General features: G+C 63.4%; 30 protein-coding genes. 8 read left to right on the top strand and 22 right to left on the bottom strand.

Features of this window, described 5'->3' with window-relative positions; translation table 11 throughout:
- The first annotated feature begins 39 nt into the window (after nt 1-39).
- A complete protein-coding gene (locus JT360_RS23595; RefSeq protein ID WP_214474544.1) occupies nt 40-456 on the top strand; it encodes a DUF1761 domain-containing protein in 417 nt (138 codons plus the stop codon).
- Nucleotides 457-502: 46 nt separating this feature from the next.
- Here JT360_RS23595 and gcvA read toward each other — a convergent pair whose 3' ends face one another.
- The gene (gene gcvA / locus JT360_RS23590) at nt 503-1435 is read right to left on the bottom strand and encodes a transcriptional regulator GcvA (protein ID WP_214474542.1); all 933 of its coding nucleotides are present in this window, start codon (nt 1433-1435) and stop codon (nt 503-505) included.
- A 130-nt stretch (nt 1436-1565) separates the two neighbouring features.
- Between gcvA and JT360_RS23585 the strand changes: the two genes are divergently transcribed.
- Nucleotides 1566-1820 (top strand): hypothetical protein, encoded by a 255-nt coding sequence (locus JT360_RS23585; RefSeq protein ID WP_214474540.1) that lies wholly within the window; start codon nt 1566-1568, stop codon nt 1818-1820.
- Between the two features lie 114 nt (nt 1821-1934).
- Here the strand turns inward: JT360_RS23585 and JT360_RS23580 are convergent, their stop codons facing one another.
- Entirely contained in the window at nt 1935-2531 is a 597-nt protein-coding gene (locus tag JT360_RS23580) for a L,D-transpeptidase family protein (protein WP_352128205.1), read from the bottom strand.
- Nucleotides 2532-2615: 84 nt separating this feature from the next.
- On the opposite strand from JT360_RS23580, the gene JT360_RS23575 reads away from it, so the two are divergent.
- Nucleotides 2616-3299, top strand: a complete 684-nt coding sequence (locus JT360_RS23575; protein ID WP_214474538.1) for a response regulator transcription factor — start codon at nt 2616-2618, stop codon at nt 3297-3299.
- Nucleotides 3300-3422: 123 nt separating this feature from the next.
- Nucleotides 3423-3878, top strand: coding sequence for a Crp/Fnr family transcriptional regulator (locus JT360_RS23570; RefSeq protein ID WP_214474537.1), 456 nt, complete (start codon nt 3423-3425; stop codon nt 3876-3878).
- 92 nt (nt 3879-3970) lie between these two features.
- Here JT360_RS23570 and JT360_RS23565 read toward each other — a convergent pair whose 3' ends face one another.
- From JT360_RS23565 to tesB, 7 genes are all read right to left on the bottom strand, one after another.
- The gene (locus JT360_RS23565; protein WP_214474536.1) at nt 3971-4777 is read right to left on the bottom strand and encodes an exodeoxyribonuclease III; all 807 of its coding nucleotides are present in this window, start codon (nt 4775-4777) and stop codon (nt 3971-3973) included.
- 342 nt (nt 4778-5119) lie between these two features.
- Entirely contained in the window at nt 5120-5800 is a 681-nt protein-coding gene (locus JT360_RS23560) for an outer membrane lipoprotein carrier protein LolA (RefSeq protein ID WP_214474602.1), read from the bottom strand.
- Nucleotides 5801-5927: 127 nt separating this feature from the next.
- Nucleotides 5928-8588: a DNA translocase FtsK gene (locus JT360_RS23555; RefSeq protein ID WP_214474535.1), complete on the bottom strand. Its 2661-nt coding sequence runs from the start codon at nt 8586-8588 to the stop codon at nt 5928-5930.
- Nucleotides 8589-8799: 211 nt separating this feature from the next.
- On the bottom strand, nt 8800-9078 hold the full coding sequence (locus JT360_RS23550) for a hypothetical protein (RefSeq protein ID WP_214474534.1): 279 nt from the start codon (nt 9076-9078) through the stop codon (nt 8800-8802).
- Nucleotides 9079-9395: 317 nt separating this feature from the next.
- On the bottom strand, nt 9396-10751 hold the full coding sequence (locus tag JT360_RS23545) for an ammonium transporter (protein WP_214474533.1): 1356 nt from the start codon (nt 10749-10751) through the stop codon (nt 9396-9398).
- 31 nt (nt 10752-10782) lie between these two features.
- Complete coding sequence (locus tag JT360_RS23540) at nt 10783-11121, bottom strand: P-II family nitrogen regulator (RefSeq protein WP_127280023.1); 339 nt, start codon at nt 11119-11121, stop codon at nt 10783-10785.
- Nucleotides 11122-11376: 255 nt separating this feature from the next.
- On the bottom strand, nt 11377-12237 hold the full coding sequence (tesB, locus tag JT360_RS23535) for an acyl-CoA thioesterase II (RefSeq protein ID WP_214474532.1): 861 nt from the start codon (nt 12235-12237) through the stop codon (nt 11377-11379).
- A 99-nt stretch (nt 12238-12336) separates the two neighbouring features.
- Between tesB and JT360_RS23530 the strand changes: the two genes are divergently transcribed.
- Nucleotides 12337-13596, top strand: coding sequence for a ubiquinone biosynthesis hydroxylase (locus JT360_RS23530; RefSeq protein ID WP_214474531.1), 1260 nt, complete (start codon nt 12337-12339; stop codon nt 13594-13596).
- A 12-nt stretch (nt 13597-13608) separates the two neighbouring features.
- Here the strand turns inward: JT360_RS23530 and JT360_RS23525 are convergent, their stop codons facing one another.
- From JT360_RS23525 to JT360_RS23515, 3 genes are all read right to left on the bottom strand, one after another.
- The gene (locus JT360_RS23525; protein ID WP_214474529.1) at nt 13609-14136 is read right to left on the bottom strand and encodes a hypothetical protein; all 528 of its coding nucleotides are present in this window, start codon (nt 14134-14136) and stop codon (nt 13609-13611) included.
- Between the two features lie 112 nt (nt 14137-14248).
- Nucleotides 14249-14605: a YciI family protein gene (locus JT360_RS23520; protein ID WP_214474528.1), complete on the bottom strand. Its 357-nt coding sequence runs from the start codon at nt 14603-14605 to the stop codon at nt 14249-14251.
- A 12-nt stretch (nt 14606-14617) separates the two neighbouring features.
- The gene (locus JT360_RS23515) at nt 14618-14827 is read right to left on the bottom strand and encodes a hypothetical protein (RefSeq protein ID WP_214474526.1); all 210 of its coding nucleotides are present in this window, start codon (nt 14825-14827) and stop codon (nt 14618-14620) included.
- A 223-nt stretch (nt 14828-15050) separates the two neighbouring features.
- On the opposite strand from JT360_RS23515, the gene JT360_RS23510 reads away from it, so the two are divergent.
- The gene (locus JT360_RS23510) at nt 15051-15476 is read left to right on the top strand and encodes an OsmC family protein (RefSeq protein ID WP_214474524.1); all 426 of its coding nucleotides are present in this window, start codon (nt 15051-15053) and stop codon (nt 15474-15476) included.
- Nucleotides 15477-15579: 103 nt separating this feature from the next.
- On the opposite strand, the gene JT360_RS23505 is transcribed toward JT360_RS23510, so the two are convergent.
- The 7 genes from JT360_RS23505 to JT360_RS23475 form a co-directional block, all read right to left on the bottom strand.
- Nucleotides 15580-16209, bottom strand: a complete 630-nt coding sequence (locus JT360_RS23505) for a YceH family protein (RefSeq protein ID WP_214474522.1) — start codon at nt 16207-16209, stop codon at nt 15580-15582.
- A 235-nt stretch (nt 16210-16444) separates the two neighbouring features.
- The gene (locus JT360_RS23500) at nt 16445-17224 is read right to left on the bottom strand and encodes a succinate dehydrogenase iron-sulfur subunit (protein WP_214474520.1); all 780 of its coding nucleotides are present in this window, start codon (nt 17222-17224) and stop codon (nt 16445-16447) included.
- Nucleotides 17224-17661, bottom strand: coding sequence for a DUF3052 family protein (locus JT360_RS23495; protein WP_214474517.1), 438 nt, complete (start codon nt 17659-17661; stop codon nt 17224-17226). Before JT360_RS23495 ends, JT360_RS23500 begins: the two co-directional genes overlap by 1 nt.
- A 2-nt stretch (nt 17662-17663) precedes the next feature.
- Nucleotides 17664-19499 (bottom strand): succinate dehydrogenase flavoprotein subunit, encoded by a 1836-nt coding sequence (gene sdhA, locus JT360_RS23490; protein WP_214474515.1) that lies wholly within the window; start codon nt 19497-19499, stop codon nt 17664-17666.
- Between the two features lies 1 nt (nt 19500).
- Nucleotides 19501-19896 carry a succinate dehydrogenase, hydrophobic membrane anchor protein gene (gene sdhD / locus JT360_RS23485; protein ID WP_214474513.1) on the bottom strand — a complete coding sequence of 132 codons (396 nt, stop codon included), beginning with the start codon at nt 19894-19896 and terminating at the stop codon, nt 19501-19503.
- Complete coding sequence (gene sdhC, locus JT360_RS23480; protein WP_214474512.1) at nt 19896-20318, bottom strand: succinate dehydrogenase, cytochrome b556 subunit; 423 nt, start codon at nt 20316-20318, stop codon at nt 19896-19898. Before sdhC ends, sdhD begins: the two co-directional genes overlap by 1 nt.
- A gap of 241 nt (nt 20319-20559) precedes the next feature.
- A complete protein-coding gene (locus JT360_RS23475; protein WP_214474510.1) occupies nt 20560-20982 on the bottom strand; it encodes a hypothetical protein in 423 nt (140 codons plus the stop codon).
- Between the two features lie 305 nt (nt 20983-21287).
- On the opposite strand from JT360_RS23475, the gene JT360_RS23470 reads away from it, so the two are divergent.
- A complete protein-coding gene (locus JT360_RS23470; protein ID WP_214474508.1) occupies nt 21288-21650 on the top strand; it encodes a hypothetical protein in 363 nt (120 codons plus the stop codon).
- A gap of 349 nt (nt 21651-21999) precedes the next feature.
- Here the strand turns inward: JT360_RS23470 and JT360_RS23465 are convergent, their stop codons facing one another.
- Together JT360_RS23465 and JT360_RS23460 are read right to left on the bottom strand one after the other, a co-directional pair.
- Nucleotides 22000-23205: a GGDEF domain-containing protein gene (locus JT360_RS23465; RefSeq protein ID WP_214474506.1), complete on the bottom strand. Its 1206-nt coding sequence runs from the start codon at nt 23203-23205 to the stop codon at nt 22000-22002.
- 141 nt (nt 23206-23346) lie between these two features.
- On the bottom strand, nt 23347-24543 hold the full coding sequence (locus JT360_RS23460) for a GGDEF domain-containing protein (RefSeq protein ID WP_214474504.1): 1197 nt from the start codon (nt 24541-24543) through the stop codon (nt 23347-23349).
- 146 nt (nt 24544-24689) lie between these two features.
- Here JT360_RS23460 and JT360_RS23455 point away from each other — a divergent pair, with 146 nt between their 5' ends.
- Nucleotides 24690-25004 carry a hypothetical protein gene (locus JT360_RS23455; protein ID WP_214474502.1) on the top strand — a complete coding sequence of 105 codons (315 nt, stop codon included), beginning with the start codon at nt 24690-24692 and terminating at the stop codon, nt 25002-25004.
- A gap of 39 nt (nt 25005-25043) precedes the next feature.
- On the opposite strand, the gene leuC is transcribed toward JT360_RS23455, so the two are convergent.
- The gene (leuC, locus tag JT360_RS23450; RefSeq protein ID WP_214474500.1) at nt 25044-26453 is read right to left on the bottom strand and encodes a 3-isopropylmalate dehydratase large subunit; all 1410 of its coding nucleotides are present in this window, start codon (nt 26451-26453) and stop codon (nt 25044-25046) included.
- Nucleotides 26454-26810 lie beyond the last annotated feature (357 nt).

Genomic DNA, 26810 nt, shown 5'->3' with positions numbered 1-26810 from the left:
CAGGCGTTTCCATAAATCTGCATCTGGAGGGGGAAGCTCATGGACTTTTCAGCAGTGAATTGGCTGGCGGTCATCGCCGCCGCCGTCGTCGCCTGGCTGTTCGGCGCAGCCTGGTACATGGCCTTGAGCAAGCCGTGGCTCAAGGCCGCCAAGCTCGATCCGGCGACGATGAAGAAATCGCCATTGCCGTTTGTCATCAGCTTCATCGCCGAACTGCTCATGGCCTACATCATGGCCCTGGTGGTCGGCGCGATGACCGGCGGTGAGCCGACATTGCTCGCCGGCGTGATCTTCGGCTTCGTGCTCTGGCTGGGTTTCATCGCCACCACGCTTTCGGTCAACCATCGCTACGAGAATTTCGGCTGGGACCTGACCCTCATCGATGGCGGTCACTGGCTGGGTGTCTTGCTGATCGTCGGCGCGGTGATCGGCTGGTTCGGCGCCGCGGCTAGCTGAGACGGTGCGTTGATGATGGCGAAAGGCGAGTTCGGCGCGGGCCCGCCTATGCCTTGTCCGTGCCGTGCGTCTTCGCCGCCTCCTCGAGAAGCCATTCGCGAAACGCGGCGATGCGTGCGTCATCCTTCACGGCTTCCGGATAAACCAGGAAATAAGCGAACTCCGGCGCGACCTTGATGCCGAGCTCGAAGGGGCGGACAAGACGCCCTTGCGACAGGTCGCTGGCCACCATGGCGAAGTCGGCCAGCGCCACCGCGTTGCCGTCGAGTGCTGCCTGCGTGGCATCGGTCGAGGACCCGAAGACAAGGGTGCGGCTGTCGTCGTAGTCGTCGACGCCGGCCGCCTGCATCCACATGCTCCAGTTCGGCCAGGTGACGCCTTGCCGCGACCATTCGATATGCGCGAGCGTGTGCTGGAAGAGGTCGCGCGGTTCATTGAGCGGCGGGCCTGAGGCGAGCAGCGCCGGGCTGCACACCGGGATGATGATGTTTTCGAACAGCCGGTGCGCGCAAAGCCCCGGATATTTGCCGGCGCCGAAGCGAATGCCGATATCGACGTCGTCGCGTTCGAAGTCCCTGACATCATAGGTGATGTCGAAGCGCAACTCGATGCCCGGTTTCTGACTGCGGAAATCGTCGATGCGCCGCATCAGCCATTTTGTCGCAAACTGTGCGTCGAGCGTCACTTTCAGCAGCGTCGTGCCGCGCGTCACCTTGCGGGCGCGGGACACTGCCCGGTTGAGCAGGTCGAGCGCGTCGATCGAGGCCTCGAACAGCACGTTTCCGGCTTCCGTCAGCCTGATGGTGCGGCTGGTGCGCGTGAACAGCACCAGGTCGAGCTGATCCTCGATTTCCTTGATCTGGTGGCTGACCGCAGCCGGCGTCAGCCCAAGCTCGTCGGCGGCGCGGGTGAAATTAAGATGGCGCGCCGCCGCCTCGAAGGTCCTCAGCGCACGCGTCCCAGGCAGGAGACGGGACATCAGATCTCCAAATAAAACTTGATGATCTGAAAAGAACTACTCGTTTCCTGTTTATTTTTCAATCCGGCATGATTGCAGCATCAAAACACCTTCAAACCGGATTTGATATCCGGGGAAAGCGGATAAAGCCATGACCGAGATCGTTCTGAAGTCCCATACATCCCGCTCCGGCATGGCAGTCTGGCTTCGCGCTGCGATCGATTGGCTCCGTCAGGCGCGGGCCGCCCTCCGCCTTCCGCACGAGTCGCTGGAGGGTCTCTCCGACAGTCAACTGCGTGACATCGGCGCCGAGCGCCGGGACGTCGCACAGGCGATGGATCGGGAGCTCCGCGAAATCGGCCTGCTGGGTACGGGTTGGCAGCAGCCGGGGCGGAATAGGCAGTAGGCAGTAGGCAGTAGGCAGTAGGGAAAATATGCTCTTTTCGCCTAATCCCTACTCCCCACTGCCTACTCCCCACTGCCTACTCCCCACTGCCTATTCCCTACTGCCTATTCCCTACTACCTCACCACCCTCATCACCGTCCGATCCGACAGCAGCGGCAGCAGCCGGGCCATCGTGCGCGCGGTCACCGCCACGCAGCCTTCCGTCGGTGTGAAACCCGGACGCGCCAGGTGGAAGAAGATGGCGCTGCCGCGCCCCCTGCGGCGTGGCGCGATGTTCCAGTCGAGCACCAGGCAGGCGTCATAGAGCCGATCGTCGCGCCGCATGCGTTCATGGCTGGCGCCATAGGGAATCTTGACCGGCCTGTTATAGTTGCGGTCGTCAGGCACCTCGCACCAGCCCAGATCAGGCCCGATCGGCGTCATCGCCAGCCGCGTCCCGCGGCCGGCGGCAAACTGATCTCCGCGGAAATAACCCGACAGGATCCGCATCGGACCGAGCGGCGTCGCGCCGTCGCCCTCGCGCTTGCCGGCCGAGATGCCGCCGCGCCCCAGCGCACACGCAAACACCATTTTCCCGGCCTGCAGCAGGCCTTGGCTTGGGTGGCCCGGCCTTGCCCGCACGGTCAGCACGCGCAGCCGTTTTGGCAAAATTGCGCCGGCTGCATTGCGATCGCGTTTTTTCTTGTATGATCGTGCCACGGAACAAATCACTGTGATCGGCTATTGTGTCGGCCAGCTTCCGCATAAATACGCAGCGGTCAACTGAATTCACTTTTTAAAACAACGGATTGATCCATGACTTCACGCACCATCCTGATCGTCGATGACGATGACGACCTGCGCGGCACACTGGTCGAGCAACTGGCCCTCTACGAGGAATTCGACGTTCTGCAGGAATCGACTGCGGCAAAAGGCGTCGCCACGGCACGTGGTGGCCTCATCGACCTGCTCATCATGGATGTCGGCCTGCCCGACATGGATGGCCGCGAGGCCGTCAAGATCCTGCGCAAGGGCGGCTACAAGGCGCCCATCATCATGCTGACCGGCCACGACACCGATTCGGACACGATTCTGGGTCTCGAGGCCGGCGCCAACGACTATGTGACGAAGCCGTTCCGCTTCGCGGTGCTGTTGGCGCGCATCCGCGCCCAGTTGCGCCAGCACGAGCAGAGTGAGGACGCCACCTTCTCGGTCGGCCCCTACACCTTCAAGCCCAGCCAGAAGCTGCTCATCGACCCGCGCGGCGGCAAGGTGCGGCTGACGGAGAAGGAAGCCTCGATCATCAAATATCTCTATCGCGCCGACCAGAAGGTGGTGACGCGCGACGTGCTGCTCGAGGAGGTCTGGGGCTACAATTCAGGCGTCACCACGCACACGCTGGAAACCCACGTCTACCGGCTGCGCCAGAAGATCGAGCGTGATCCTTCCAATGCGGAAATTCTTGTGACAGAAAGCGGCGGCTACAAGCTGGTTCCTTAAACATTTCATTGTTCAGTAAGCGGTCTGGGCGGGGCCGCTTTCGGGTACGATCCGGTTGGAGGAGATTCTGGATCGTATCGCAGAGGGAGGGATTGGACTGACCGTTCGGGGACGCAGCTAGAGATGGCGCTGGATGACGATATCCGCATCCTGTCAGGCGTGAGGCTTTTCGAAGGCTTCACCCAGGAACAGTTGCGCCTGCTCGCCTTCGGCGCCGAGACCACCTTTTTGCAGGCCAACCACAAGCTCTATCGCGAGGACGACATGGCTGACTCGGCCTATGTCGTCGTCAGCGGGCTCATCGTGCTCTATCGCGAACAAAACGGCGACCGCATCCCGATCGGCGAGGCTGGCCCCGGCACCATGCTCAGCGAACTGGCGTTGATCGCCGACACCAACCGGCTGACCAGCGCGTCGGCCGAAATCGATTCGGAAGTGATCCGGCTCAGCCGCAAGATGTTCCGCCGCATCCTGGAGGAATATCCAGAAGTGGCGGTGAAACTCCACCAGCGCATCTCGGAGGAATTCCAGGCCCTGATCCGCCGCATCGAGGAACTCGCGCCACGCTTTTCGGAGTGAGTGCATTACCGCTCGGTGCAGACCTTTTCGATGCTGGCGGGACGGATCGCGGCATAGCAGCTTCCAGTCGTCGGACCTCCACCTTTCAGATTCTAATCCAGATCGAACCGTGCGATGACGGGCACATGGTCCGACGGCCGTTCCCAGCCGCGCGCCGCCCTCAGGATTTCGTAGCCGGCGAAATCGGGCACCAGGTTTGGCGACGACCAGACATGGTCAAGCCGCCGGCCGCGATTGGAAAGCTCCCAATCCTGAGCGCGATAACTCCACCAGGTGTAGAGCTTCTGTTCGAGCGGCACGTTGAGCCGCATCAGGTCCACCCAATCGCCGGCGAGCCGCATCGCCTCGAAATTCTCGGTCTCGACCGGCGTGTGGCTGACCACGTTGAGCAATTGCTTGTGCGACCAGACATCGTGCTCTAGCGGCGCGATGTTGAGGTCGCCGACCAGCACCGAGGCCGATACTTCGCTGTGCTCGGCGCGGATGGCGTTCATCTCGGCGACGAAATCGAGCTTGTGCTTGAACTTCTTGTTGATCTCGGGATCCGGTTCGTCGCCGCCCGCCGGAACGTAGAAATTATGCAGCAGGATCGTCTTGCCGCCGGCCCGTACCGTCACCGACAAATGCCGGCTGTCCTCGATCTCGCAGAAGCGGCGCTTCTCGACCACCGCGATCGGCCGTCGCGCCACGGTCGCCACGCCGTGATAGCCCTTCTGGCCATAGAAGGCGATGTGCCCGTAGCCGAGCTTGCGGAACGCCTTCTCCGGAAACAGCTCGTCGGGAACCTTGGTTTCCTGCAGGCAAAGCACGTCGGGCGCATGCTCCAGAAGCAGGCGCTCGACGATCGGCATGCGCAGGCGAACGGAATTGATGTTCCAGGTAGCGATGGAAAAGGGCATGCAAAGATTCCGGGACCGCGCAAAACCCGCCACCGCCGGGTGGCTCGAACAGGTGATGACGCCTTTTTTGAAAGAAGTCGGTCCGGAAACTGCCAGCCGCGCGCCGCAAAGACAAGCCAGGTGCCAATTATTGATCTCGGCGCTGCCCCTCATTGCCCTGCCGGGCATTTCTCCCCGTAAACGGGGAGAAAGAAGCTGGCCGGACCGCGGCGCCTTCTTCCAACACTTGCAATTGGCGAAATCGTCTATGCCGGCGTCCTTCTCCCCGTTCACGGGGAGAAGATGGCGGCAGCCAGATGAGGGGCAGCGCCAGCGCCCGAAAACTTGCCGCAGCGACGGAAACTATCTTGTCTTCGTGTTCAGCTCGCGGTTGGCCGTATAATCGATGGCAAAGGTGTCTGGCGCGAAGCTGACGCCTTCCTTGGTGTTGAAGATCATCACCGTGGTGTCCTTGCCTTGCGCGTCGGTGATCGTCCACTGGCGCAGATCATAGGTTTTCGGATCGAACATCATGGTGATCCGCGCATTGCCGAACACCGATTTGTCGGCGAGCTGGATGGTGGTGAGATCGTCCTCTTCCTTGACGCTCTTGACGCGGTCGCCGGAGAGATCGATGCGATCATCGAGCAGCAATTTCAGCGGTGTCTTCGACAGCGGATAGAGATCGGACGTGTTCATTTTCTTGTTGAGGATGACCACCGACTTGCCGTCCGAAATCACCTTGAAATTCGATGCCCCGTCATAGTTGAAGCGGATCTTGCCCGGCCGTTCCAGGAAGAACTTGCCGCCGGTCTGCTCGCCCTTGGGGCCGAACTGGACGAATTCGCCGCTCATCGATTTGACCGCGGAGAAATGGTCGGCGATCTTCTGCGCGGCCGCCGGCACGGCCGCCTGCGCCGAGGCCAGCAACTCGAATCCGGGCGCCACATTGATGGCGGCGGCACCCGCAACCACAAGGCCGAGGCCAAGCAGCTGGCGGCGGGTGGGCGTAAAACCGCTGAGCGCGGAAAGATCGTTTTTCATGTCGGTCACTCGCATGGTGATTCCTATACCTGTGGCTGTCCTGGACCCCCAGTTGGGCTGAAGTTTGGCGGCTGAGTGGCGCGGTGTCGCTTCAACGCGCCGGACGGTTCAAGGTTGCCGTGAGCCGTCAGAACTTGTCGTCTTCGGTTGGCACCAGGATCTCGCGCTTTCCCGCGTGGTTGGCCGGGCCGACAATGCCTTCCTTTTCCATCTTCTCGATGATCGAGGCGGCGCGGTTGTAGCCGATGCCGAGACGGCGCTGGATGTAGCTGGTCGACGCCTTGCCGTCGCGCAGCACCACGGCCACCGCCTGGTCGTAGGGATCGTCGGAATCCTCAAAATTGCCGCCACTACCGCCACCACCGGAGCCGCCCTTGCCGGACGGTTCGTCATCGTCCTCGTCGTCATCCTCGGTGATGGCGTCGAGATATTCGGGCACGCCCTGCAGCTTCAGGTGCCCGACGATCTTCTCGACCTCATCGTCGGAGACGAACGGGCCGTGCACGCGCTGGATGCGGCCGCCGCCGGCCATGTAGAGCATGTCGCCCATGCCGAGCAGCTGCTCGGCGCCCTGCTCGCCCAGGATGGTGCGGCTGTCGATCTTGGATGTGACCTGGAAGGAGATGCGGGTCGGGAAATTGGCTTTGATGGTGCCGGTGATGACGTCGACCGAAGGTCGCTGCGTCGCCATGATGACATGGATGCCGGCGGCACGCGCCATCTGCGCCAGGCGCTGCACGGCACCTTCGATGTCCTTGCCGGCGACCATCATCAGGTCGGCCATTTCGTCGATGATGACGACGATATAGGGCATCGGCTCAAGATCGAGATCCTCGGTCTCGTAGATCGCCTCGCCGGTCTGGCGGTCGAAGCCGGTCTGCACGGTACGCGAGATTTTTTCGCCCTTTTTCTCGGCCTGTTGGACGCGTGCGTTGAAACCGTCGATGTTGCGCACGCCGACCTTCGACATCTTGCGGTAGCGGTCCTCCATCTCGCGCACGGTCCATTTCAGCGCCACCACCGCCTTCTTCGGATCGGTGACGACGGGCGTCAAAAGATGCGGGATGCCGTCATAGACCGAGAGTTCCAGCATCTTCGGATCGATCATGATCAGCCGGCATTCCTGCGGCGTGAGCCTATAGAGCAGCGACAGGATCATGGTGTTGATGGCGACCGACTTGCCCGAGCCGGTGGTGCCGGCCACCAGCACGTGCGGCATCTTGGCGATGTCGACGATGACAGCCTCGCCATTGATGGTCTTGCCCAGCGCCAGCGCCAGCTTGGCCTTGGTGGTCTCGAAATCGCGGCTGGCCATGATTTCCCTGAGATACACCGTCTCGCGCTTGGCGTTCGGCAGTTCGATGCCGATGGCGTTGCGGCCCGGCACCACGGCGACGCGGCAGGCGATCGCGCTCATCGAGCGGGCGATGTCGTCGGACAGGCCGATGACACGCGAGGATTTGATGCCCGGCGCCGGTTCGAGCTCATAGAGGGTGACCACCGGACCCGGGCGTACGGCGATGATCTCGCCCTTGACGCCGAAATCCTCCAGCACGCCTTCGAGCAGCCGCGCATTCTGTTCCAGCGCGTCCTTCGACAGGCTCGGGTCGCGCGCCACGTTCTTCGGCTCGGACAGGAAATGCAGCGACGGCATTTCGAACTTGTCCGAACCGATCAGCGAGGTCTGTGCCTCGCGCTGGACGCGCGCGCCCGGCACGGGGCGCGCCGCCGGCGCCTCGACGCGGGTGGCGGCATCGGAACGGAACTGCTGCACCTTGGCGGTGGAGGCCGTCCGGCGCCGGACGGGCTCCTCGTCGAAATCCATGTCCTCGTCGTCACGGGCGAAGACATCGTCATCATCCGGATCGACGGAAACGCTGCGATCATTGACCATGGCCGCGAAGAATTCCGGCTCGACGCGGGCGCGGCCGTCATGGCTCATGCGCGATTCAGCGAACTCGGCCGATTCGACCCGTTCGGCGGCGCGGCGCCAGGCGCTGGCGCGCGGCTCCACCTCCTGCTCGTACTCGTCCCGTTCCTGCTGGCGGCGCACGGCGCGCCGATGCATCCACGCGCGCAACGAGAGCCACCAATGGGTGATGGCGCCGAGCGCCAATATGCCCTCGTCGCCCTCGTCCTCGTCATTGTCGAACAGAAGATCGTCCTCGCGCGGGTCCGCGGCCGTCGGTTCTTCCATGACGGCAAAGCCGTTCTTGCGGCCGATCAGCGCCGAACCATAGGCGAACAGCCAGAGCGCCGGACCGGCCAGCAATATTGCGAGCACGCTGGCGATCAGCCCGGTCGGATAGCCACCGATGAGGAGGCCGGGAATCTTGAGCACCATGTCGCCGAACACGCCGCCGAGGCCGGTGGGCAGCGGCCAGGTCTTGGGCGGAACGATGCAGCCGGCGATCGCGGCGGCGAGCAGCGCGAAACCGAACCAGAACAGGCCGCGCTTGGGCAGCCTGTCGACTCCGCGCGCCGAAAACAGCAAATAGCCCCAGATCACGGCCGGAACCAGCGCGGCAACGGCGGCGAGGCCGAAGAACTGCGTGGCCAGGTCGGAGAACACGGCGCCGGCATAGCCCATGGCGTTGGTGACGATGTTGTTCGTGGCATGCGAGAAGCTTGGATCGGCGACGTTCCAGGTGGCGAGGCTGGCTACCCCGAAGGCGACCGCCAGGAACAGGCCGGCACCGACGAGGCGGCCGGCCTGGCGCCGCGCGAAAGCCTGGATGCCGTGCCCCGTATCGGCCAGCGCGAGCGGTGCTGAAGCCCCTGAACGCATGCTCTTCCCCGTCAGTGATTGCCTGGCCCGAGCGCATGACGCACTCCGGGAGATTCGGATGCCAGACTAGCCGTGGGAAGGTTAAGGCTGCATTAACTATAAGGCTGCCGGTGACCATCCTCTTGACATGGAGATCTCCCGGCGCACGTACCCCGCATGAAAAATGGCGGGCACCGCGGCCCGCCATCCGTTCGTTTGGTCAGGCAGCGTGTTACTTGTTGGCGCCGCCGAGCGCCTTCACATTGGCGCAGAACTCGGCGTGCGGCTTGCTCATCGCCGCGTCCTGGCATTCCTTCATCATGGCGTCCTGCTTCTCCTTCGGCATGGCCATGAAGGCTGCCTTGAATTCCGCCATCGGCTTCATGGTTTTCATGCTGGAATCGGTGAAGAACGGCGCCATATTGTCCGGTTCATCAAGAGCGCCGGCAAATGCCACGCCGCCGATCATGGAAAGAGCAAGCGCTCCCAGGCAGATATTCTTGAGATTCATGAGAAAATTCCTTCCCTGTGTTTAAAAAACGATCGTCAGAAACGGCGATCGTTCCCACAGTTCGGGACCAGGGCGGTCAATGTTTCCTCGAAAAGCTTGTTCACGCGAACGTGATTGCGCGGACTTGGGCCGACCAGGATGAATTTGCCAAAAAAGAGGCCCGGATGTGATCCGGGCCTCAAGGCGTGAACTCCTTTCGGGAGCATCACGACGGGATCTTTTTCAGGGCGACGTGCAACCGTCTCCGTTCAAAATTGCGAGAAAGAAACAAGAGGCCGGCGGGAGGAGGATCCGCCGGCCTCTTGGCGAGGCTGGCCTTACGGCACCACTTCGCCATGCTGGGAGATGTCGAGGCCTTCAACCTCTTCCTGGGTCGACGGACGCAGCCCGACGAGTGCCTTGACGACATAGAGGATCACGAAGGTGGCGATCGCTGTCCACACGATGGTGACAGCGACGCCGTAGAGCTGCTTGCCGAGCGAAGCGCCCGACGACAGGCTGTTGATCGCCGGATCCGCGAGCACGCCGGTGAGCAGCGCACCGATGATGCCGCCGATGCCATGCACGCCGAAAGCGTCGAGCGAGTCGTCATAGCCGAAGATGTGCTTCACCTTGACCGCTGAGATGTAGCAGACCACGCCGGCGACGATGCCGACGATGAAGGCGCCGGTCGGGTTGACGAAGCCGGAAGCCGGCGTCACCGCGACGAGGCCGGCGACGGCACCCGAGATGATGCCGAGCACGGATGGCTTCTTGGCGATGATCCATTCGGCGAACATCCAGGCCAGCGCCGCCGCAGCGGTGGCAACCTGGGTGTTGAGCATGGCGGCACCGGCAAGGCCGTCAGCCGCCAGTTCCGAACCGGCGTTGAAGCCGAACCAGCCGACCCACAGCAGCGAGGCGCCGATCACCGAATAGACCAGGTTGTGCGGCGCCATGTTGGTGGTGCCGTAGCCTTCGCGCTTGCCCAGAACCAGCGCGCAGACCAGACCGGCAACACCGGCGTTGATGTGGACAACCGTGCCGCCGGCGAAGTCGAGCACACCAGCCGTGCCGAGGAAACCGCCGCCCCAGACCCAATGCGCGATCGGCACGTAGACGACCAGCAGCCACAGCGCCATGAAGATCAGCAGCCCCGAGAATTTGAAGCGTTCTGCGAAGGCGCCGGCAATCAGCGCCGGGGTGATGATGGCGAAGGTCATCTGGAACATCGAGAAGACGAATTCAGGAATGTTCGCGACGCCCGGCAGCCACAGCGAGGCAGTGGTGATACCGTGATGGAAGAATTTCGAGGTGCCGCCAAGATAGCTGTTCATGCCGCCGCCGTCGGAGAAGGCAAGCGAATAACCGAACATGAACCACAGCACCGTCACCAGGCAGGTGATGGCGAAGCTCTGCATGATGGTGGCGAGCACGTTCTTCTTGCGCACCATGCCGCCGTAGAACAGCGCCAGGCCCGGGACGGTCATCATCAGCACCAGAGCCGTCGAGGTCAGCATCCAGGCGGTGTTGCCGGTGTCGAGCACCGGAGCGGGCGCGGCGGCCGGTGCGGCAGCTGCGGCAGCGGGAGCAGCCTCCTGCGCGAAAGCGGCGACGCTGCCCAATGCTGCGAGAGCGAGCGAGCCCAGAAGGGCCGCCCGTCCCGTCGTCTTCAAGGTGGAAGCAATATTCATTGAACTCTCCATTGGAATACGTGTTCGCCGCTTAGAGCGCGTCGGTGTCTGTTTCGCCGGTGCGGATGCGCACCGCCTGATCGATGCCGAAAACGAAGATCTTGCCGTCACCGATCTGGCCGGTCTTGGCCGCGGCGGTGATGGCTTCGACGGCCTTGTCGACCATGTCGGCAGCGACCGCGACCTCGATCTTGATCTTCGGCAGGAAGCTGACCGCGTATTCCGCCCCGCGATAGATTTCCGTGTGCCCTTTCTGACGCCCGTAGCCTTTGACTTCGGTGACGGTCAGGCCCTGGATGCCGACGGCGGTAAGCGCCTCGCGTACCTCGTCCAGCTTGAACGGCTTGATGATTGCCATCACGATTTTCATACGGTTTCACCTTTGCTGTTGCGGTCCCCCGCGTTTGCACGACTTCACCGATCCAAAGGCCGGAGAGTGCCAACAAGGATTCAAGCTTCATGCCAATTGCGGAGGCAGGGCATTAACCCGTTGTAAACAAAAGGATTGAGAGGCCGCCGGCCGCCACGTGCACACAGGCGCGCCAAAGCGCATGCACAAAAATTGTGCAATTTTTAAAAAATGCCCATTCGAGAGGCTGCCGTGCGGGTTCGGCCGGCAGACTGCTCAACGCCTGAGCCGGATCAACCCTTCCTGGGCCATCGAGGCGATCAGCGTGCCGTCGCGCGCATAGAGCGTGCCGCGGCTGAAGCCGCGCGATCCCGAGCTTGACGGGCTGTCCTGCGCATAGAGCAGCCAGCCGTCGAGCGAATGCGGCCGGTGGAACCACATCGAATGGTCGAGGCTCGCCGCCTGGATGTCGGGATCGAACAGGCCACGCCCATGCGCGAAGGTCGAGGTGTCGAGCAGCGTCATGTCGGAGAGATAGGCGAGCAGCACCGACTGCAGCGCGCGGTCGTCGGGAACCGGCCCGGCGAGCCGGATCCAGACATTCTGCCGGGGCGGCAGCTTGTCGCGGCTTTCATAGTGCTGGAGATTGACCGGCCTGAGTTCCAGCGGCCGCTCGCGCGCCCAGAAGCGGCGCACCGCCTCCGGCACACGCTCGGCCTTTTCGAGCAGCTGCCGCTGCGTCTGCAGCCCTTCCGGCGGCGGCACGTCGTCGGGCAGCGCGAACTGGTGCTCGAGCCCCTTCTCGTCGACCTGGAACGAGGCCTCCAGCGAAAAGATCGCCTGCCCGTGCTGGATCGCCAGCACGCGGCGGGTGGTGAAGGAGCCGCCGTCACGGATGCGGTCGACCTCATAGATGATCGGCACCTTGATGTCGCCGGGCCGCATGAAATAGCCGTGCAGCGAATGCACGAAACGGTCCGGCTCCACCGTCCGCTGCGCCGCCACCAGCGCCTGGGCGATGGTCTGGCCGCCGAACACGCGCTGCCACTCCACCTGGGGGCTGCGACCACGATACAGATTGTGTTCCAGCCTCTCGAGGTCGAGAATACCCAGAAGCTCGTCCATGGCCGCCGTCATGTTTTGTGACCTCGCCTCAAAATTGCTATGGCGGTTTCCGACAGGAAGAACGAGCCGTCAAGGGCGCAGGCCCCGGCCGGCGCGCAAGGAGCCAAGACAATGGAACGCAAGGCGGACGCCAAGACCAGATCCGGGCTCGATGTTCTCGTCGCCGGCGCCGGCTATGTCGGGCTGGCCAGCGCCGTCTCATTGAAGCAGGCGCGGCCCAACCTTGCCGTGGCGCTGGTCGATGCCGCGCCCGCCGGCGCCTGGCAAAGGGACGGTCGCGCTTCGGCCATTGCCGCCGCCGCCTGCCGCATGCTCGACCAGCTCGGCGTCTGGGCCGAGATCGCGCCGCAGGCACAGGCGATCACCGAGATGATTATCACCGATTCGCGCAGCGCCGATCCGGTGCGCCCGGTCTTCCTGACCTTCGGCGGCGAAGTGGCGCCGGGCGAGCCCTTTGCGCATATGGTGGCCAACAAGGCCTTGAACGGCGCCTTGCGCGCCAGAGCCGAAAAACTCGGCATCGACATCATCGAAGGCCTCGCGGTGCAAGGCTTCGAAACCAGCGGTGCCGGCATCACGGTGCATCTGGCCGACGGCGCCGCGCTGACGGCGCGGCTGCTGGTCGCCGCCGACGGCGTCAATTCGAAGCTGCGCGACATGGCCGGCATCAAGACCGTGAAGTGGGAATACGGCCAGTCGGGCATCGTCTGCACCGTGGCGCATGAACGTCCGCACAATGGCCGCGCCGAAGAGCACTTTTTACCGGCCGGCCCCTTCGCCACCTTGCCGCTGAAACCCGGCGAGGACGGCACCAACCGCTCGTCGATCGTCTGGGTCGAACGCGCGGAAGATGCCAAAGCGCTGGTGGAAGGCGACGATCTCGTTTTCGAGCATGAACTCGAGCAGCGCTTCGGCCTGAAGCTCGGCGAAATCCGCGTTGCCGACAAGCCGCGCGCCTGGCCGCTCAGCCTCACCATCGCGCGCGCCTTTGTCGCACCGCGTATCGCGCTTGCCGGCGACGCCGCCCACGGCATCCATCCGATCGCCGGCCAGGGCCTCAATCTCGGCTTCAAGGATGTGGCAGCCCTTGCCGAGGTGATCGTCGAGGCCGACCGGCTCGGCCGGGACATCGGCGCGCTCGACGTGCTGGAGCGCTACCAGCAATGGCGCCGTTTCGACACGCTGCAGATGGGCGTCACGACGGACGTGCTGAATCGGCTGTTTTCCAACGACATCACCCCCCTGCGCACCGTCCGCGACATCGGCCTCGGCCTGGTCGAACGCATGCCGCGCCTGAAGGAATTTTTTATCCGGCAGGCGTCGGGATTGTCCGCCGGCACGCCGAAGCTGTTGCGAGGCGAGCCGATCTGATCCGCCTGCGTCCTAATTGACCTCAAAACCCAGCTTCTGCCGCAGCCTCAGCATCCTCTGATCGGCGATCTCAAGGCGTTTCTCGCCGCCCTGGGCCGCGCGATTGACCATCTGCAGCAGATCGTTTCGCTCCGCCACGTCGAGACGCTCGCGCAGGAACGGCGCCAGCTTGTCGATGACAACAGTCGTGTCGTCGATCTGTGAGGCCGCCCATTTGGCGTAGATCACCGCCTCGTCGGTCTTCTTCTTGTCGGCGATTTCCGAGATCACCGCGCGGATGACGGCCTCGCGCTGCGGCAGGATCGGCCCATTCTCGGAGACGATGGATGCAATCAGCGTCGCGGCGGCCACCACCGGATCGTCGATCGCCGTCAGCGGCGACAGGGCCGCCTGCTTGCGCAGCTTCTTGCGGCGTACGGAGCCCTGGACACGACCGATGACATCGGCAACGTCACGCGCGGCCTCGTTCATGGCCTTCATCCGGTACCACCAGAGTGCCGCCGCTCCGAGCACGCCAAGAATAGCAATCAGGAAAGGCATGTCGGATTCCCCCAAACTCCCGGCGAGGATAGGAGAACTCTCGGCCTGCTTCAACGGCGAAGAAACATCGGTCGCTCCGCCAGGCGCTCGGGCCGCACGCAAACAATCGTCCCTATGATCCCGGCACATTGTAGATCGCGCGTACCTCGACGGTGCCGATTTCGGCCAGCGGGATCTCGCCGGCGATCTCCAGCGCCTCGTCCAGATCTTTCGCCTCGATCATCACGAAACCGAGCAGCTGCTCCTTGGTTTCGGCAAAAGGGCCGTCGGTGACCAGGCGCTTGCCCCCGCGCCGCCGCACCGACTTCGACGTCTTCACCGATTGCAGCGCCTGCGCGATGATCAGCTTGCCCGCTTGGTCCAATGACCGGTCATGGGCCATCGAATCGGCGTCGAGCTTGGCCAAACGCTCCGGCGTCATGGCATGGAGGTCCTTTTCCTCGCCGTAGACCAGGCAAACATATTGCATCTTCTATCTCCCTTATCGTGACGAATCATAGGATGAGGCGATCAGGCTGTCAGCCGGGCCTTTGCCCGCTGCTTGGTCGAGAACGCACACCCCGATCCCGATGATGGCAACCGCCGCAAGCAGCCGGCCGAAGCCGGAAGGCGGCGGATGCAACCAGTCGACTTCTTGTTCACCAGCCTTGCGGCCGGTGCTTATCCAATGAGCAGAAAACAGATTGTTCATGTGAACCTCCATCCGCCACGAAATCCGTGGCCGCCCGCAGGACGGCCGGGGCAGATGGAAGTCGACATTTTTGCACGCGCTTTTTTTTCAAAGAATCGAAATTACCGCAGCCAACACCGAGCAAGGGTTCAAAGAGCGCAGTGGTCTTCGTGTCCGCGCGCGCTATAGTTGACCTGACGCCGGGCTCACCCAGGCACCAGCCACGACAACCAAGGAGGACTTCATGGACCGCACCGCAAACGCCGTCTGGAAAGGCAATCTGAAAGAAGGCAAGGGCACGATCGACACGCAGAGCGGGACCCTGAAGGGCACCCCCTATTCGTTCAAGGCGCGCTTCGAGGATGAAAGCGGCAAATCCGGCACCAATCCGGAAGAGCTGATCGCGGCGGCGCATGCCGGCTGCTACGCCATGCAGCTTTCGCATTTCCTGGCCGAGAACGGCACGCCCGCCGCCGAACTCGACGCCAAGGCCGTGGTGACGCTGGTTCCCGGCACCGGCATCACCGGCAGCGCCATTGCGCTGGTCGGCAAGGTGCCCGGCATCGATGCGGCGAAATTCAAGGAATTGGCCGAGAAGGCCAAGGCCGAATGCCCGGTTTCAAAGGCGCTCGGCGCCATCAAAGTATCGCTCGACGCCAGGTTGGGCTGAGCAGGGTGACTATGATTGCGAGCGCCAGCCTGCGGGCTGGCGTTTTCATTACGGACGACGGCGTCGCCCTGCGCGGCAACGTCTGGAACGATCGCTGGCGGCCTCAGCCGCCCAGCGCGTCAAGCCGGGCGCGTAGTGCGGCGACTTCCTGCTCCAGCGCCTCCAATCTCGCTTCCAGGTCGAAGTGAGGCATGGCCGGCGCACTCCGTTGCGCCGAAAGGGCTGCGACATCCACCGGACCAGCGAGAAGATGCAGGTAGCGGTCCTCGCGCTGGCCTGGCCCGCGTGGGATCTCTTGGAGCAGCGGCGGCCGGCGGCCGATCAGCATGTCGAGTTCACCGCGCAGGTCTTCGATCGACGAAAACCGCGCCATGCGCTCAGCTCGCGCCAAGAGTTCATGCGCCGTCTGCGGCCCGCGCAGCAGGAGCAGGCCGAGCAAGGCAGTTTGCGGTGTCGTCAGCGAAAATCGCTGCGCCATTTGATGCTCATAGCGCTCGACACGCGAGCCGAACATCTGCCGCACCAGCCCCTTCTGCTCGAGCAGCTTCAGAGCCCGATGCACCTCCGTCTGTTCCAGCGCCATTACCGGGTCGCGCGCCGTCTTCTGGTTGGCGGCGGCAAGTGCTGCATTCAGCGTCAGCGGGTAGACATCCGGCGTCAGCTCCTTCTTCTCGATCAGGCAGCCAAGCACGCGCGCTTCGACGGGAGAGAGGATGGGAAGGTCGTCGCTCATTGGGTTGCAATCCTTTTCTGACGCTGGCGGGACAGCGCCCCCCTCTGTCCTGCCGGACATCTCCCCCACTTGGGGGGAGATCGGCAGCTTCGCCGACGGCGCCTCATCCTTCAACCTTGGCGATTGACGAAAGCCGCGATGACAGCCGATCTCCCCACTTGTGGGGGAGATGTCCGGCAGGACAGAGGGGGACGCGAAGGGTTCGCCGCGTTTGAGATTGCCGCGGCGAACCGCCCTAAACCCGTCTCTCCACCATCATCTTCTTGATCTCGGCGATTGCCTTGGCCGGGTTCAGGCCCTTGGGGCAGGTCTGCGCGCAGTTCATGATGGTGTGGCAGCGGTAGAGCCGGAACGGGTCTTCGAGATTGTCGAGCCGTTCGCCCGTGGCCTCGTCGCGGCTGTCGATCAGCCAGCGGTAGGCCTGCAACAGGGTCGCCGGGCCGAGATAGCGGTCGCCGTTCCACCAGTAGCTCGGGCAGGAGGTCGAGCAGCAGGCGCACAGGATGCATTCGTAGAGTCCGTCGAGCTTCTCGCGATCCTCATGGCTCTGCAGCCATTCCTTGGCCGGCTGCGGCGACACGGTCTTCAGCCACGGCTCGATCGAGGCATGCTGGGCATAGAAATTGGTGAGGTCGGGCACCAGGTCCTTGACCACCTGCATGTGCGGCAGCGGATAGACCTTGACCGCGCCGGAAATGTCGTCGCAGCCCTTGGTGCAGGCCAGCGTGTTGGAGCCGTCGATGTTCATGGCGCAGGAGCCGCAAATGCCTTCGCGGCAGGAGCGGCGCAAGGTCAGCGTCGGATCGATCTTGTTCTTGATCCACAGCAGCGCGTCGAGCACCATCGGCCCGCAATCGTCCATGTCGACGAAATAGGTGTCCATGCGCGGGTTCTCGTCATCGTCCGGCGACCAGCGGTAGATGCGGTATTCCCTGAGATTCGTGGCGCCTTCCGGCTTCGGCCAGGTCTTGCCCTGCTGGATCTTCGAATTCTTGGGGAGCGTCAGTTCGACCATTACCTCAGGTCCTTTCGGATGACGAGCTTCAGCCCGGACCAGATTTCATTGACGGCGGCGACCTTGACGTCGACAAGGTCGCGCTTCAGCGCCTCGGCGCGGACAACGCCCTCGGTGACATCGGTCGGCACTTTCGATGCCTTCTTAGGCCAGGATACCCAGACCATGCCGTCGCGCTTGATCGCCGCCTCGACATCGCCGAGGCTATCCTCGATCTCGGCGCGCTGCCGGGTGAAGGCATGGACGGCGTCGTATCTTTGATGGCTGCCTGAAATGTCGGACCATTCGGCAAGCCGGTCGACCTCGGCAAAATCGACGGCGCCGGCCAATGCATCGAGTTCCGGCGGCAGAGCGATGAAGGCGGCGGTCATGCCGTCCTTCAGGCCGAGCTTGGCCGGAAGGGGGGTGCCGGAATATCCCGCTGCCACCAGCGTCATGGTCAGTACACCCTGGCCTTCGGCGCGATCTTGGCCGGGTTGATGCCGCCGTCGGCTTCCTTGAGCTGTAATTCGGTGTGCACTGGCCGATAGCTGAGCGTCACCTCGCCCGCTTCGTTGAGCCGCGCCAGCGTATGCTTGCGCCAGGTCACGTCGTCGCGCGCCGAAAAGTCCTCGCGGGCGTGTGCGCCGCGGCTCTCCTTGCGCGCCGCGGCGCCATAGACCGTGGTGATGGCATTGGCCATCAGGTTTTCCAGCTCAAGCGTCTCGACCAGGTCGGAGTTCCAGATCATCGAGCGGTCGAACACTTTGACGTCCTTGAGCTCGCCCCAGATCTGCGAAATACGCTTGCAGCCATTGTCCAGCGATTCCTGGGTGCGGAACACGGCGGCGTCTTCCTGCATCGCCTTCTGCATCTTCTCCCGCAGCACCGCCGTCGGCGTCGAGCCATTGGCATGGCGCAGCCGGTCGAATCGATCCATGATCTTTTCGACAGAGGCCTCGTTGGGCGAAGGAATTGCGGACGTGCGGTCGATCACCTGGCCGGCGCGGATCGCCGCCGCGCGGCCGAAGACAACAAGGTCGATCAGCGAGTTCGAGCCAAGCCGGTTGGCGCCGTGCACCGAGGCGCAGCCTGCCTCGCCGACAGCCATCAGCCCGGGCGACACCCGGTCCGGGTTCTCCGCCGTCGGGCTCAGCACTTCGCCCCAGTAATTGGTCGGCACGCCGCCCATATTGTAGTGCACCGTCGGCAGCACCGGGATCGGCTCCTTGGTCAGGTCGACGCCGGCGAAGATCTTGGCCGATTCCGAAATACCCGGCAGCCTTTCATGCAGTACGGCCGGGTCGAGATGGTCGAGATGCAGGAAGATGTGGTCCTTCTTCGGGCCGACGCCGCGGCCCTCGCGGATTTCCAGCGTCATGCAGCGCGAGACGACGTCGCGTGAGGCAAGATCCTTGGCCGACGGCGCGTAGCGCTCCATGAAGCGCTCGCCTTCGGAATTGACGAGATAGCCGCCCTCGCCGCGCGCGCCTTCGGTGATCAGGCAACCGGCGCCATAGATGCCGGTCGGGTGGAACTGCACGAATTCCATGTCCTGCAGCGGGAACCCCGCCCGCGCGGCCATGCCGCCACCGTCGCCGGTGCAGGTGTGTGCCGAGGTCGCCGAAAAATAGGCGCGGCCATAGCCGCCGGTGGCCAGCACCACCATCTTGGCCGAGAACCGGTGGATGGTGCCGTCATCGAGATTCCAGGCGACGACACCAGTGCAGGTACCGTCCGGCTCCATGATCAGGTCGAGCGCGAAATACTCGATGAAGAACTGCGCATTGTGCTTCAGTGACTGGCCGTAGAGCGTGTGCAGCATGGCATGGCCGGTGCGGTCGGCCGCCGCACAGGTGCGCTGCACCGGCGGGCCTTCGCCGAAATTCATCATCATGCCGCCGAACGGCCGTTGATAGATCTTGCCCTCTTCGGTGCGCGAGAACGGCACGCCGTAATGTTCGAGCTCGTAGACGGCGGCGGGCGCCTGCTGGACCATGTATTCCTGCGCGTCGATGTCGCCCAGCCAGTCCGAACCCTTGACGGTATCGAAGAGATGCCATTGCCAATTGTCGGGACCCATATTGGCAAGCGAAGCGGCAATGCCGCCCTGGGCCGCCACTGTGTGCGAGCGGGTCGGGAACACCTTGGTGATGCAGGCGGTGCGCAGGCCCTGTTCGGCCATGCCGAGCGTGGCACGCAGGCCCGCACCGCCGGCGCCCACGACCACCACGTCGAACTTGTGGTCGACAAAGCTATAGCCTGCCGTGTCGGCTGATTTCGCGTCCTTGGCCAACTCAGCCTCCGAATGCCAGCTTGAGCAGGGCGAAGATCGAGGCGACGCCGACCGCTATGGTGAAAAAAGTGTTGAGCGCGATGAGCGCCAGCTTCATGCCTTCGCCATGCACGTAATCCTCGATGATCACCTGCATGCCGATACGCATATGGGTGAGACCGGAAACGAGCACCAGCGCCAGCACCAACGCCACGAACGGATTGGCGAGCGCCGCCCGCACCTCCGCATAGCCGCGACCGTTGAGCGCGATGAGAAAGCCGACGAAGAACAGGATCAGCGGAATGTTGGCGATCGCCGTCAGCCGCTGGCGCCAGAAATGCCCGGTGCCTTCGCGGGCGGAGCCGAGGCCGCGGACCCTCGCCAGCGGCGTGCGCATGTCGGTGTTTTTCACGGTCATCACAAAGCTCCCCGCGCCATATAGCCGGCGACCCAGATCAGCAATGTCAGCAGGATCGAGCCGGCCAGTGTCGCCCAGGCGATCTTCGAGGCCGTATGCTTTTCGAGGCCGGCGCCCGTATCCCAGATCAGGTGGCGCACACCGCCCAGCATGTGGTGCATCAGCGCCCAGGTGTAACCGAACAGGATGAGCCGGCCGAGCCAGGTGCCGAAGGCCCAGTTGACCCAGTCGAAAGCGCCCTGCGAGCTTGCCGCCGCCATCAGCCATGCGGCGACCAGCAGCGTGCCGAAATAAAGCGCGCCGCCGGTGATGCGATGGATGATCGACATCGTCATCGTGATCGGCGGCCGGTACACGGTCAGATGCGGCGAAAGCGGCCGTTCACGTCTGGCAAATTCGCGGGTGGCTGGTGATTTGCTCATGGCTCCCCCAGTTCGGCGTCTCCTGCCTCAGGTGGAACTGCGGCATTGCCGCTTCCGGTTGCGACTTCGGACAGGCGGTTTCTAATGCTCTTTTTGCACCGCGTCAAAGCCAGAAAACCGTTTCGAAAACGTAATTTAGTCTGACAAATCGGCGGCCTTTCGCCTCAATCGATTAACAAGCGATCCGAAGCCGGCATTGCGTTTGCTGCAGTGCGGTAAACCGCCGCAATTTACGCAATCCTTATTGCGTACAGGTCTGCGGCGTCGACCCCTTCTTCATCACCAGCGCCTCGCGTCCGTCGATCACGATTGCGTCATGCGTGACCGCCTGGTAGCGGCTGCTCTGGTTGGCCGGTGACGCCGCGAACTCCTCGGTCGCGCCATCGGGCCCAACCACATGCAACGACATGCCGAGATTTTGGATGGTGATCATGCCGTTATTGCCGCATCTGTAGGTGGCCATGCCTCTGCCGGATCGCGGCGCGGTAAGGTCGGTGATGACCTTGGTTGCAGGTGCCGGGGGCGCCGCGGCTGCGATGGACTGCTGAGCCGGCGCAGGCGAGACGGTATTGGCCGCCTTCGGCGCGCCATCTTGCGGCACGCAGGCGGCAACGATAGCGAGCAACGGGAAAACGGACACCCAAATCGTCCGGCGTAACGCCATATTCTGTCCTCCCGCGCGGCAAGCTAGCCGCGATGCTCGGCCAAGATCAAGGGCACCCGCTGCCGTCGCGTTCGGAGCCGGCCGCGATGGTGTTGCCAAGCATGGCCGAATGATGGCCGTCGGGTTTTCCCTCCAGTCGGAAATTAACCATGTTTGACGAGACATCGCCGCGCAGCGCGCCGGCCTCTTAACAAAGGTTAAGAAAAGGTTAATTTCCGATTCGAGGAGGCGTGCATGCCGCCCGAACCGTGTCAGCGGTTGGACAACGGCATGCACCCGGTCAGGCCTCTAACATGGAGGATGCCATGCATTCGAACTCTGGCAAATCACGCCTTGCGGCGCTCATTGTGGCGGCCGCCGTCACCGGCCTGGCGGCCCCGGCACTCGCCGGCGCGCGCCATCAGGATCGCGTCTACGCCGATTCCTTCGGCAATCTCGTCATCGACAGCGCCGCCGGCTACAAGCGCATCATCGTCGGCGAAGGCAAGCTGGCCAAGCAGCTGTCCGACTACACCAGCGCCGGCCAGCCCAAGGTGATCTACCAAAACGAATCCGACGAAATCACAGGCTACGGCGATTGCTACCGGCCGCCGGTGTTCGTGAAGGGCCGCAGCTACATGTACGGGCTTTCCGACGGCGAAATGCCGGAGCTCAGCCCCTGCCGCTAGAACTAGTTGCATGACGCAGAATTTTTGACAGGCTGGATGTTTTTGCGTGACAGATCGCCTCGACCATGAACGGAGACATCAACCGTTTCGTCATCCACGGGCGGAGCAAGGAGCGTAGCGACGCGGCGCAGACCCGAGGATCCATGCCGCGACTTTGAAGCGCCGCCGCGGCGCAGAATTCTGACCCGCTGCACTCCTTGGCTGATGTCACGGAATGGATCCCAGGGTCTCCGCGACGGAGCTTCGCTCCTGCTTCGCCCTGGGATGACGACCTTGGGAGGCTTCCGCCACCCCGCCAATGATGCTTCACCGAGACGAACAACGAAATCGTTGACAGGCCGCCAACCCGTCAAATCCCTTGCGCAACGCTATTAGCTGATGATTGGCCGCCAGCCGGCCCGGCCGAGACGCGTACGCAGTCGCGCCCGGCATTCTTCGCCCGATAGAGCGCTTCATCCGCGCGCCGCATGAGATCGGCAATCTCTTCGCTCGGATGAAGTTCGGCAACGCCGAAGCTCGCCGTGCAGCGATTATCCGCCGGCAGTCCGTCTATCGGCAACGCGCCGAAAGCGCTGCGCGTGCCTTCGGCGAACAGCCGGGCGGCGGCAATGTTGGTTCCCGGCAGGATGATGGCGAACTCCTCGCCGCCGATACGGCCCGCGACATGGTGCCCGGCGGCCGCCTCGCGCAGGAAACCGGCGAAGGTCTCGATCACGCGATCGCCGGAGGCATGGCCGAAATTGTCGTTGATGCTCTTGAAGTGATCGAGGTCGGCGATGACCAGCGCGACCGGCACGCCCTGCCGCATGGCGCCAAGCACTGCAAGCTCGGCCTGGCGAGTGAAGGCACCGCGGTTGAGCAATCCCGAGAGCGTATCGGTCTCCGACTTCGACGTCACTTCGGCCAGCACGTCGCGAACCAGTATGGCCAGCATCAGCAGCGCCAGCGCCAGCCCGAAGACGGTGCCGAGCGACTGCGAGACGAGCGCGTAGCTGCTTTGCAGATAGGCCTGCGGATCGGCACCCCAGCCGCCGAGCGCATGCGCGATGAACGGTTTCGAGGCAAACTGCAACCCACTGGCAACCAGAACGGCCATCAAGATGCGATCGAGCCGGCCACGCCTTTGCCTGGACGACCAGACGATGGCCAATCCTACGAATTGCATGACGGCATAGGGAAGCTGGTAGGCCATCATGCGGGCCAGCGACTGACGCGGCAGGTCCTGCACGACATAGACGGCAATGGTGGCGGCGGCCAGGAAGAACAGCATCGATGGCCACGGCGGCGCCACGCCGTATTTGCCGGCCAGCCCGACGTTGAAGGCGATTGTGGCGCCAAGGAAGACCGCGAAGGCGGCAACCACCGGAAGCCGGGCATCGGTGAATGCCGGGATGCTGAATTCGATGGCGAAATAGGCTATGCCCAGGAGATAGCCGGACGCCAGCCAGCGCGCCGGCGCGCGCCCGACATCATGGAACGCAACCGCCATGAAGGCTGCCGCCAGCAGTCCGGCAACCGACAGATTGATCAACAGGATGAAATTCGCGCCGCTCATCTCTTTTCGCACCCCCGCCTCAGCTAAACATCGACGGGCGAAAAAGACGTTAACGCAAGGCCGGGACGTACGGTGTCAGCCGGGCCTAGCGCATCATGCTCATCTCTTTTGATGCAGACTTCAGGTCGATTCGACCTGAAGTCATCCGGCTCTGGACGGCTCCGGGACGAATACCGTTTCGGGCCGCTCGTAGGAGAGGCGCACACTGTCGCGGCCGTTCTTCTTGGCTTTGTAAAGCGCCTCGTCGGCACGGCGCATCAACGGCTCCAGCGCCTCCTCGCCGCTGCGGGCCGCCACGCCGAAACTGGCGGTGACCCTGGTGCCGGCGGGAAGCCCGTCGATGCCGCCCGCCGAGTAGAGCGTGCGCACCGCCTCCGCGAACAATCGCGCGGCGGCGAGATCGCTCAAGGGCAGGAGTACGGCGAACTCCTCGCCGCCAATGCGTCCGGCGGCCCCCCGCGTGCCGGCGGCGGACCGGAGCTTGGCGGCGAAATCGGCGATCACCCGATCGCCGGCCGCATGCCCGTGCACATCGTTGAGCGCCTTGAAATGGTCGAGGTCGGCCAGCACCAGTGCAACCGGAAACTTCGCCGCCGCGCAATGCTGCAGCAGGAACTCAGCGCGTTCCTCGAACCCGCGCCGGTTGAGCAGGCCCGACAGCGGATCGGTGTGCGTCTCGGCCTTCAGCGCCTTCATCACGTCGAGAGCGGCGGCGGTGAACAGGCAAAGCGCGATCAGCAGCGACAGCAGTGCATGCGACAGCAGCGCCGTCGTCCAGTAGGAAGAGCCGTAGAAACCGTCATAGCTGGTGAACGGCCCATGCGCGATGACGACGACAAGAGTGCGCACGAAGAAGTTGAGGCCCGACAGCAGCGACAGCACGAACAGGATCTTTTCGGTCGGGCCGTTGTTGCGCACAGGCCGCAGTTCGGCGGCGACCACTAGGCTGAGGCCGCCGAAGGCGAAATTCATTGCCAGGATGCGCCAGGTGAGATCCGGCTCAACGAACAGGAACCAGCAGAACGATGCCAGGCCGCCGGCCGCAAGCACGCCGATCCCCACATAGGGCACCTTGCGGCCATGGCGGGCGACGACGGCACTGGACAAGCAGCAGCCGGCGATGGTGAAGCAGATGATGGAGACCAGCTTGGTCAGCACCATGCCGATGGGCAAGGTGAAGTACTGGAACAGAAAACCGAGTGCCGAAACGCAGTAGCTGAGCGCCAGCACGGCGAGGTAGGGACGGTGGCGCTGATAGGCCCATAGCACGAGGAAGGCCGCGCCGAGGGCCAGCGCGATCGTCGGATTGAGCAGCGCTATCAACAGACCGGTGTCCAAAGGACGGTGACTTCCCCTCGCTGACGTCGGGAAAACCTTAGAGGGCAAGCCCAAACAAGCGGTTAAGCAGGGCCAGTCTCTCGACATATTGTCAGGGAACCCCAACCTCCGGCCAGCGTTCCTGAGTTCACAATCGGGAGCAGCCCATGGCCGACACGATCACACTGACCGACCACGACGCGATCCGCTCGTGGGCTGCCGGGCGCGCCGGCTTTCCCGCGATTGTCGACATATCGCCCGAAGCGGGAACACAGCCGATGTTGAGGCTGGTCTTCGGCCAGCATGCCTACCAGGATCAAGACCAGCCGGAACGGCCGGTCAATGCCGGAGGTTATGAACTCGTCGAATGGGACGAATGGTTCAAGCTCTTCGAGGAGCAGCAGCTTGCCCTCGTCGTCGCTGCCGACCAGCCGGGACGCCGGGAGGAATTCCACGAACTCATCCGCCGCGACGGGTCTTGACCCGAGCCGCTCACGGCTCGGGCACTGTCGAAGCTGGGATTATTTCCAGTCGCGGATGTCGACGAAGTGGCCGGCGATCGCCGCCGCCGCCGCCATCGCCGGCGACACCAGATGGGTGCGGCCCTTGAAGCCCTGCCGGCCCTCGAAATTGCGGTTCGAGGTCGAGGCGCAGCGTTCATGCGGCTTCAGCCGGTCGTCGTTCATGGCCAGGCACATCGAGCAGCCCGGCTCGCGCCAGTCGAACCCGGCGGCGAGGAAGATCTTGTCGAGACCCTCGGCTTCCGCCTGTTCCTTGACCAGGCCCGAGCCCGGCACGATCATGGCGTTGACGCGCGGATTGACGGTCTTGCCCTCTATAACCTTGGCGGCCGCGCGCAGATCCTCGATGCGGCCATTGGTGCAGGAGCCGATGAAGACGCGGTCGAGCGCGATGTCGGTGATCTTGGTGCCCGGCGTCAGCCCCATATAGTCGAGCGCGCGCTGCTTGGAGGTGCGCTTGTTCTCATCGGTGATATCGTCCGGGTTCGGCACGATGCCTTGCACCGAGACGACATCCTCGGGCGAGGAGCCCCAGGACACGATCGGCGGCAGTTTCGCCGCGTCAAGCACGATCACCTTGTCGAAATGCGCGCCCTCGTCCGACTGCAGCGTTTTCCAATATTCAAGGGCGGCATCCCAGGCAGCGCCCTTCGGCGCGCGCGGCTTGTCCTTGACATAGGCGAAGGTCGTTTCGTCGGCCGCGATCAGGCCGGCACGCGCGCCGCCCTCGATCGACATGTTGCAGATCGTCATGCGTCCTTCCATCGACAGCGAGCGGATCGCCTCGCCGGCATATTCGATGACGTATCCGGTGCCGCCGGCGGTGCCGATCTCGCCGATGATGGCCAGGATGATGTCCTTGGCGGTGACGCCTTCCGGCAACCGGCCGTCGACGCGCACCAGCATGTTCTTGGCCTTGCGCTGGATCAGCGTCTGCGTCGCCAGCACATGCTCGACCTCCGAGGTGCCGATGCCATGCGCCAATGCTCCGAAAGCACCGTGGGTCGAGGTGTGGCTGTCGCCGCAGACAATGGTCATGCCGGGCAAGGTAAAGCCCTGCTCCGGGCCGATGATGTGGACGATGCCCTGGCGGATATCGTTCTCGGAATAATATTCGACGCCGAAGTCCTTGGCGTTCTTGGCAAGCGCCTCGACCTGGATACGGCTTTCCTCGTTCTTGATGCCGAACTTGCGCTCGGGCGAGGTCGAGACGTTGTGGTCGACCACGGCCAGCGTCTTTTCCGGATGCCGGACCTTTCTGCCGCTCATGCGCAGCCCTTCAAAGGCCTGCGGGCTGGTCACTTCATGGACGAGGTGGCGGTCGATGTAGAGCAGACAGGTGCCGTCATCCTGGCGGTCGACGACGTGGTCGTCGAAAATCTTGTCGTAGAGGGTGCGCGGTGCGCTCATGTGCGTATATCCGTCGATATGAGAATGGGAAAGAGCAGACGCCGGCAAGTCTTGGTCCGGCGCAACGACCTGGACAGGTCGGCCTAGCTAAGTCGGCTGGTGAGCGCGCCGGAAACGCGCGCGGAGAAGCGCGACGGCAGGCGTTTTCTGTCCTGCAGCACGAACCCTTTGTAAGCCGGATCGCCAAAAAGCTCTTCCATGGCGTGGCTCATACCAATGTTTTGGCTTTTCGGCAATTGCGGCGTCCAATGACTCGGGACGGCCATTCAGATCCTTAGCCGCTCCAGGCGTCGGCGCTGCCCCTCACCTGCCTGCCGGCACCCTCTCCCCGTATAGTGACGGGGAGAGGGGCGCTCT

It is taken from the genome of Mesorhizobium sp. dw_380 (assembly GCF_018588885.1).
GTDB lineage: Bacteria > Pseudomonadota > Alphaproteobacteria > Rhizobiales > Rhizobiaceae > Mesorhizobium.
The sequence above is the reverse complement of the archived record's forward strand: the minus strand, read 5'-3'. Positions and strand labels throughout refer to the sequence as shown.

Coding starts and splice junctions, on each gene's coding strand:
- JT360_RS23470 (WP_214474508.1), top strand. CDS start 21,288: ATGCATTCGAACTCTGGCAAATCACGCCTTGCGGCGCTCATTGTGGCG.
- JT360_RS23465 (WP_214474506.1), bottom strand. CDS start 23,205: ATGAGCGGCGCGAATTTCATCCTGTTGATCAATCTGTCGGTTGCCGGA.
- JT360_RS23530 (WP_214474531.1), top strand. CDS start 12,337: ATGGAACGCAAGGCGGACGCCAAGACCAGATCCGGGCTCGATGTTCTC.
- JT360_RS23455 (WP_214474502.1), top strand. CDS start 24,690: ATGGCCGACACGATCACACTGACCGACCACGACGCGATCCGCTCGTGG.
- JT360_RS23575 (WP_214474538.1), top strand. CDS start 2,616: ATGACTTCACGCACCATCCTGATCGTCGATGACGATGACGACCTGCGC.
- sdhC (WP_214474512.1), bottom strand. CDS start 20,318: ATGAGCAAATCACCAGCCACCCGCGAATTTGCCAGACGTGAACGGCCG.
- leuC (WP_214474500.1), bottom strand. CDS start 26,453: ATGAGCGCACCGCGCACCCTCTACGACAAGATTTTCGACGACCACGTC.
- JT360_RS23545 (WP_214474533.1), bottom strand. CDS start 10,751: ATGAATATTGCTTCCACCTTGAAGACGACGGGACGGGCGGCCCTTCTG.
- JT360_RS23550 (WP_214474534.1), bottom strand. CDS start 9,078: ATGAATCTCAAGAATATCTGCCTGGGAGCGCTTGCTCTTTCCATGATC.
- JT360_RS23520 (WP_214474528.1), bottom strand. CDS start 14,605: ATGCAATATGTTTGCCTGGTCTACGGCGAGGAAAAGGACCTCCATGCC.
- gcvA (WP_214474542.1), bottom strand. CDS start 1,435: ATGTCCCGTCTCCTGCCTGGGACGCGTGCGCTGAGGACCTTCGAGGCG.
- JT360_RS23560 (WP_214474602.1), bottom strand. CDS start 5,800: ATGAAAAACGATCTTTCCGCGCTCAGCGGTTTTACGCCCACCCGCCGC.
- JT360_RS23495 (WP_214474517.1), bottom strand. CDS start 17,661: ATGACGCTGGTGGCAGCGGGATATTCCGGCACCCCCCTTCCGGCCAAG.
- JT360_RS23515 (WP_214474526.1), bottom strand. CDS start 14,827: ATGAACAATCTGTTTTCTGCTCATTGGATAAGCACCGGCCGCAAGGCT.
- tesB (WP_214474532.1), bottom strand. CDS start 12,237: ATGACGGCGGCCATGGACGAGCTTCTGGGTATTCTCGACCTCGAGAGG.
- sdhD (WP_214474513.1), bottom strand. CDS start 19,896: ATGACCGTGAAAAACACCGACATGCGCACGCCGCTGGCGAGGGTCCGC.
- JT360_RS23540 (WP_127280023.1), bottom strand. CDS start 11,121: ATGAAAATCGTGATGGCAATCATCAAGCCGTTCAAGCTGGACGAGGTA.
- JT360_RS23595 (WP_214474544.1), top strand. CDS start 40: ATGGACTTTTCAGCAGTGAATTGGCTGGCGGTCATCGCCGCCGCCGTC.
- JT360_RS23585 (WP_214474540.1), top strand. CDS start 1,566: ATGACCGAGATCGTTCTGAAGTCCCATACATCCCGCTCCGGCATGGCA.
- JT360_RS23570 (WP_214474537.1), top strand. CDS start 3,423: ATGGCGCTGGATGACGATATCCGCATCCTGTCAGGCGTGAGGCTTTTC.
- JT360_RS23505 (WP_214474522.1), bottom strand. CDS start 16,209: ATGAGCGACGACCTTCCCATCCTCTCTCCCGTCGAAGCGCGCGTGCTT.
- JT360_RS23510 (WP_214474524.1), top strand. CDS start 15,051: ATGGACCGCACCGCAAACGCCGTCTGGAAAGGCAATCTGAAAGAAGGC.
- JT360_RS23565 (WP_214474536.1), bottom strand. CDS start 4,777: ATGCCCTTTTCCATCGCTACCTGGAACATCAATTCCGTTCGCCTGCGC.
- JT360_RS23555 (WP_214474535.1), bottom strand. CDS start 8,588: ATGCGTTCAGGGGCTTCAGCACCGCTCGCGCTGGCCGATACGGGGCAC.
- JT360_RS23525 (WP_214474529.1), bottom strand. CDS start 14,136: ATGCCTTTCCTGATTGCTATTCTTGGCGTGCTCGGAGCGGCGGCACTC.
- JT360_RS23475 (WP_214474510.1), bottom strand. CDS start 20,982: ATGGCGTTACGCCGGACGATTTGGGTGTCCGTTTTCCCGTTGCTCGCT.
- JT360_RS23500 (WP_214474520.1), bottom strand. CDS start 17,224: ATGGTCGAACTGACGCTCCCCAAGAATTCGAAGATCCAGCAGGGCAAG.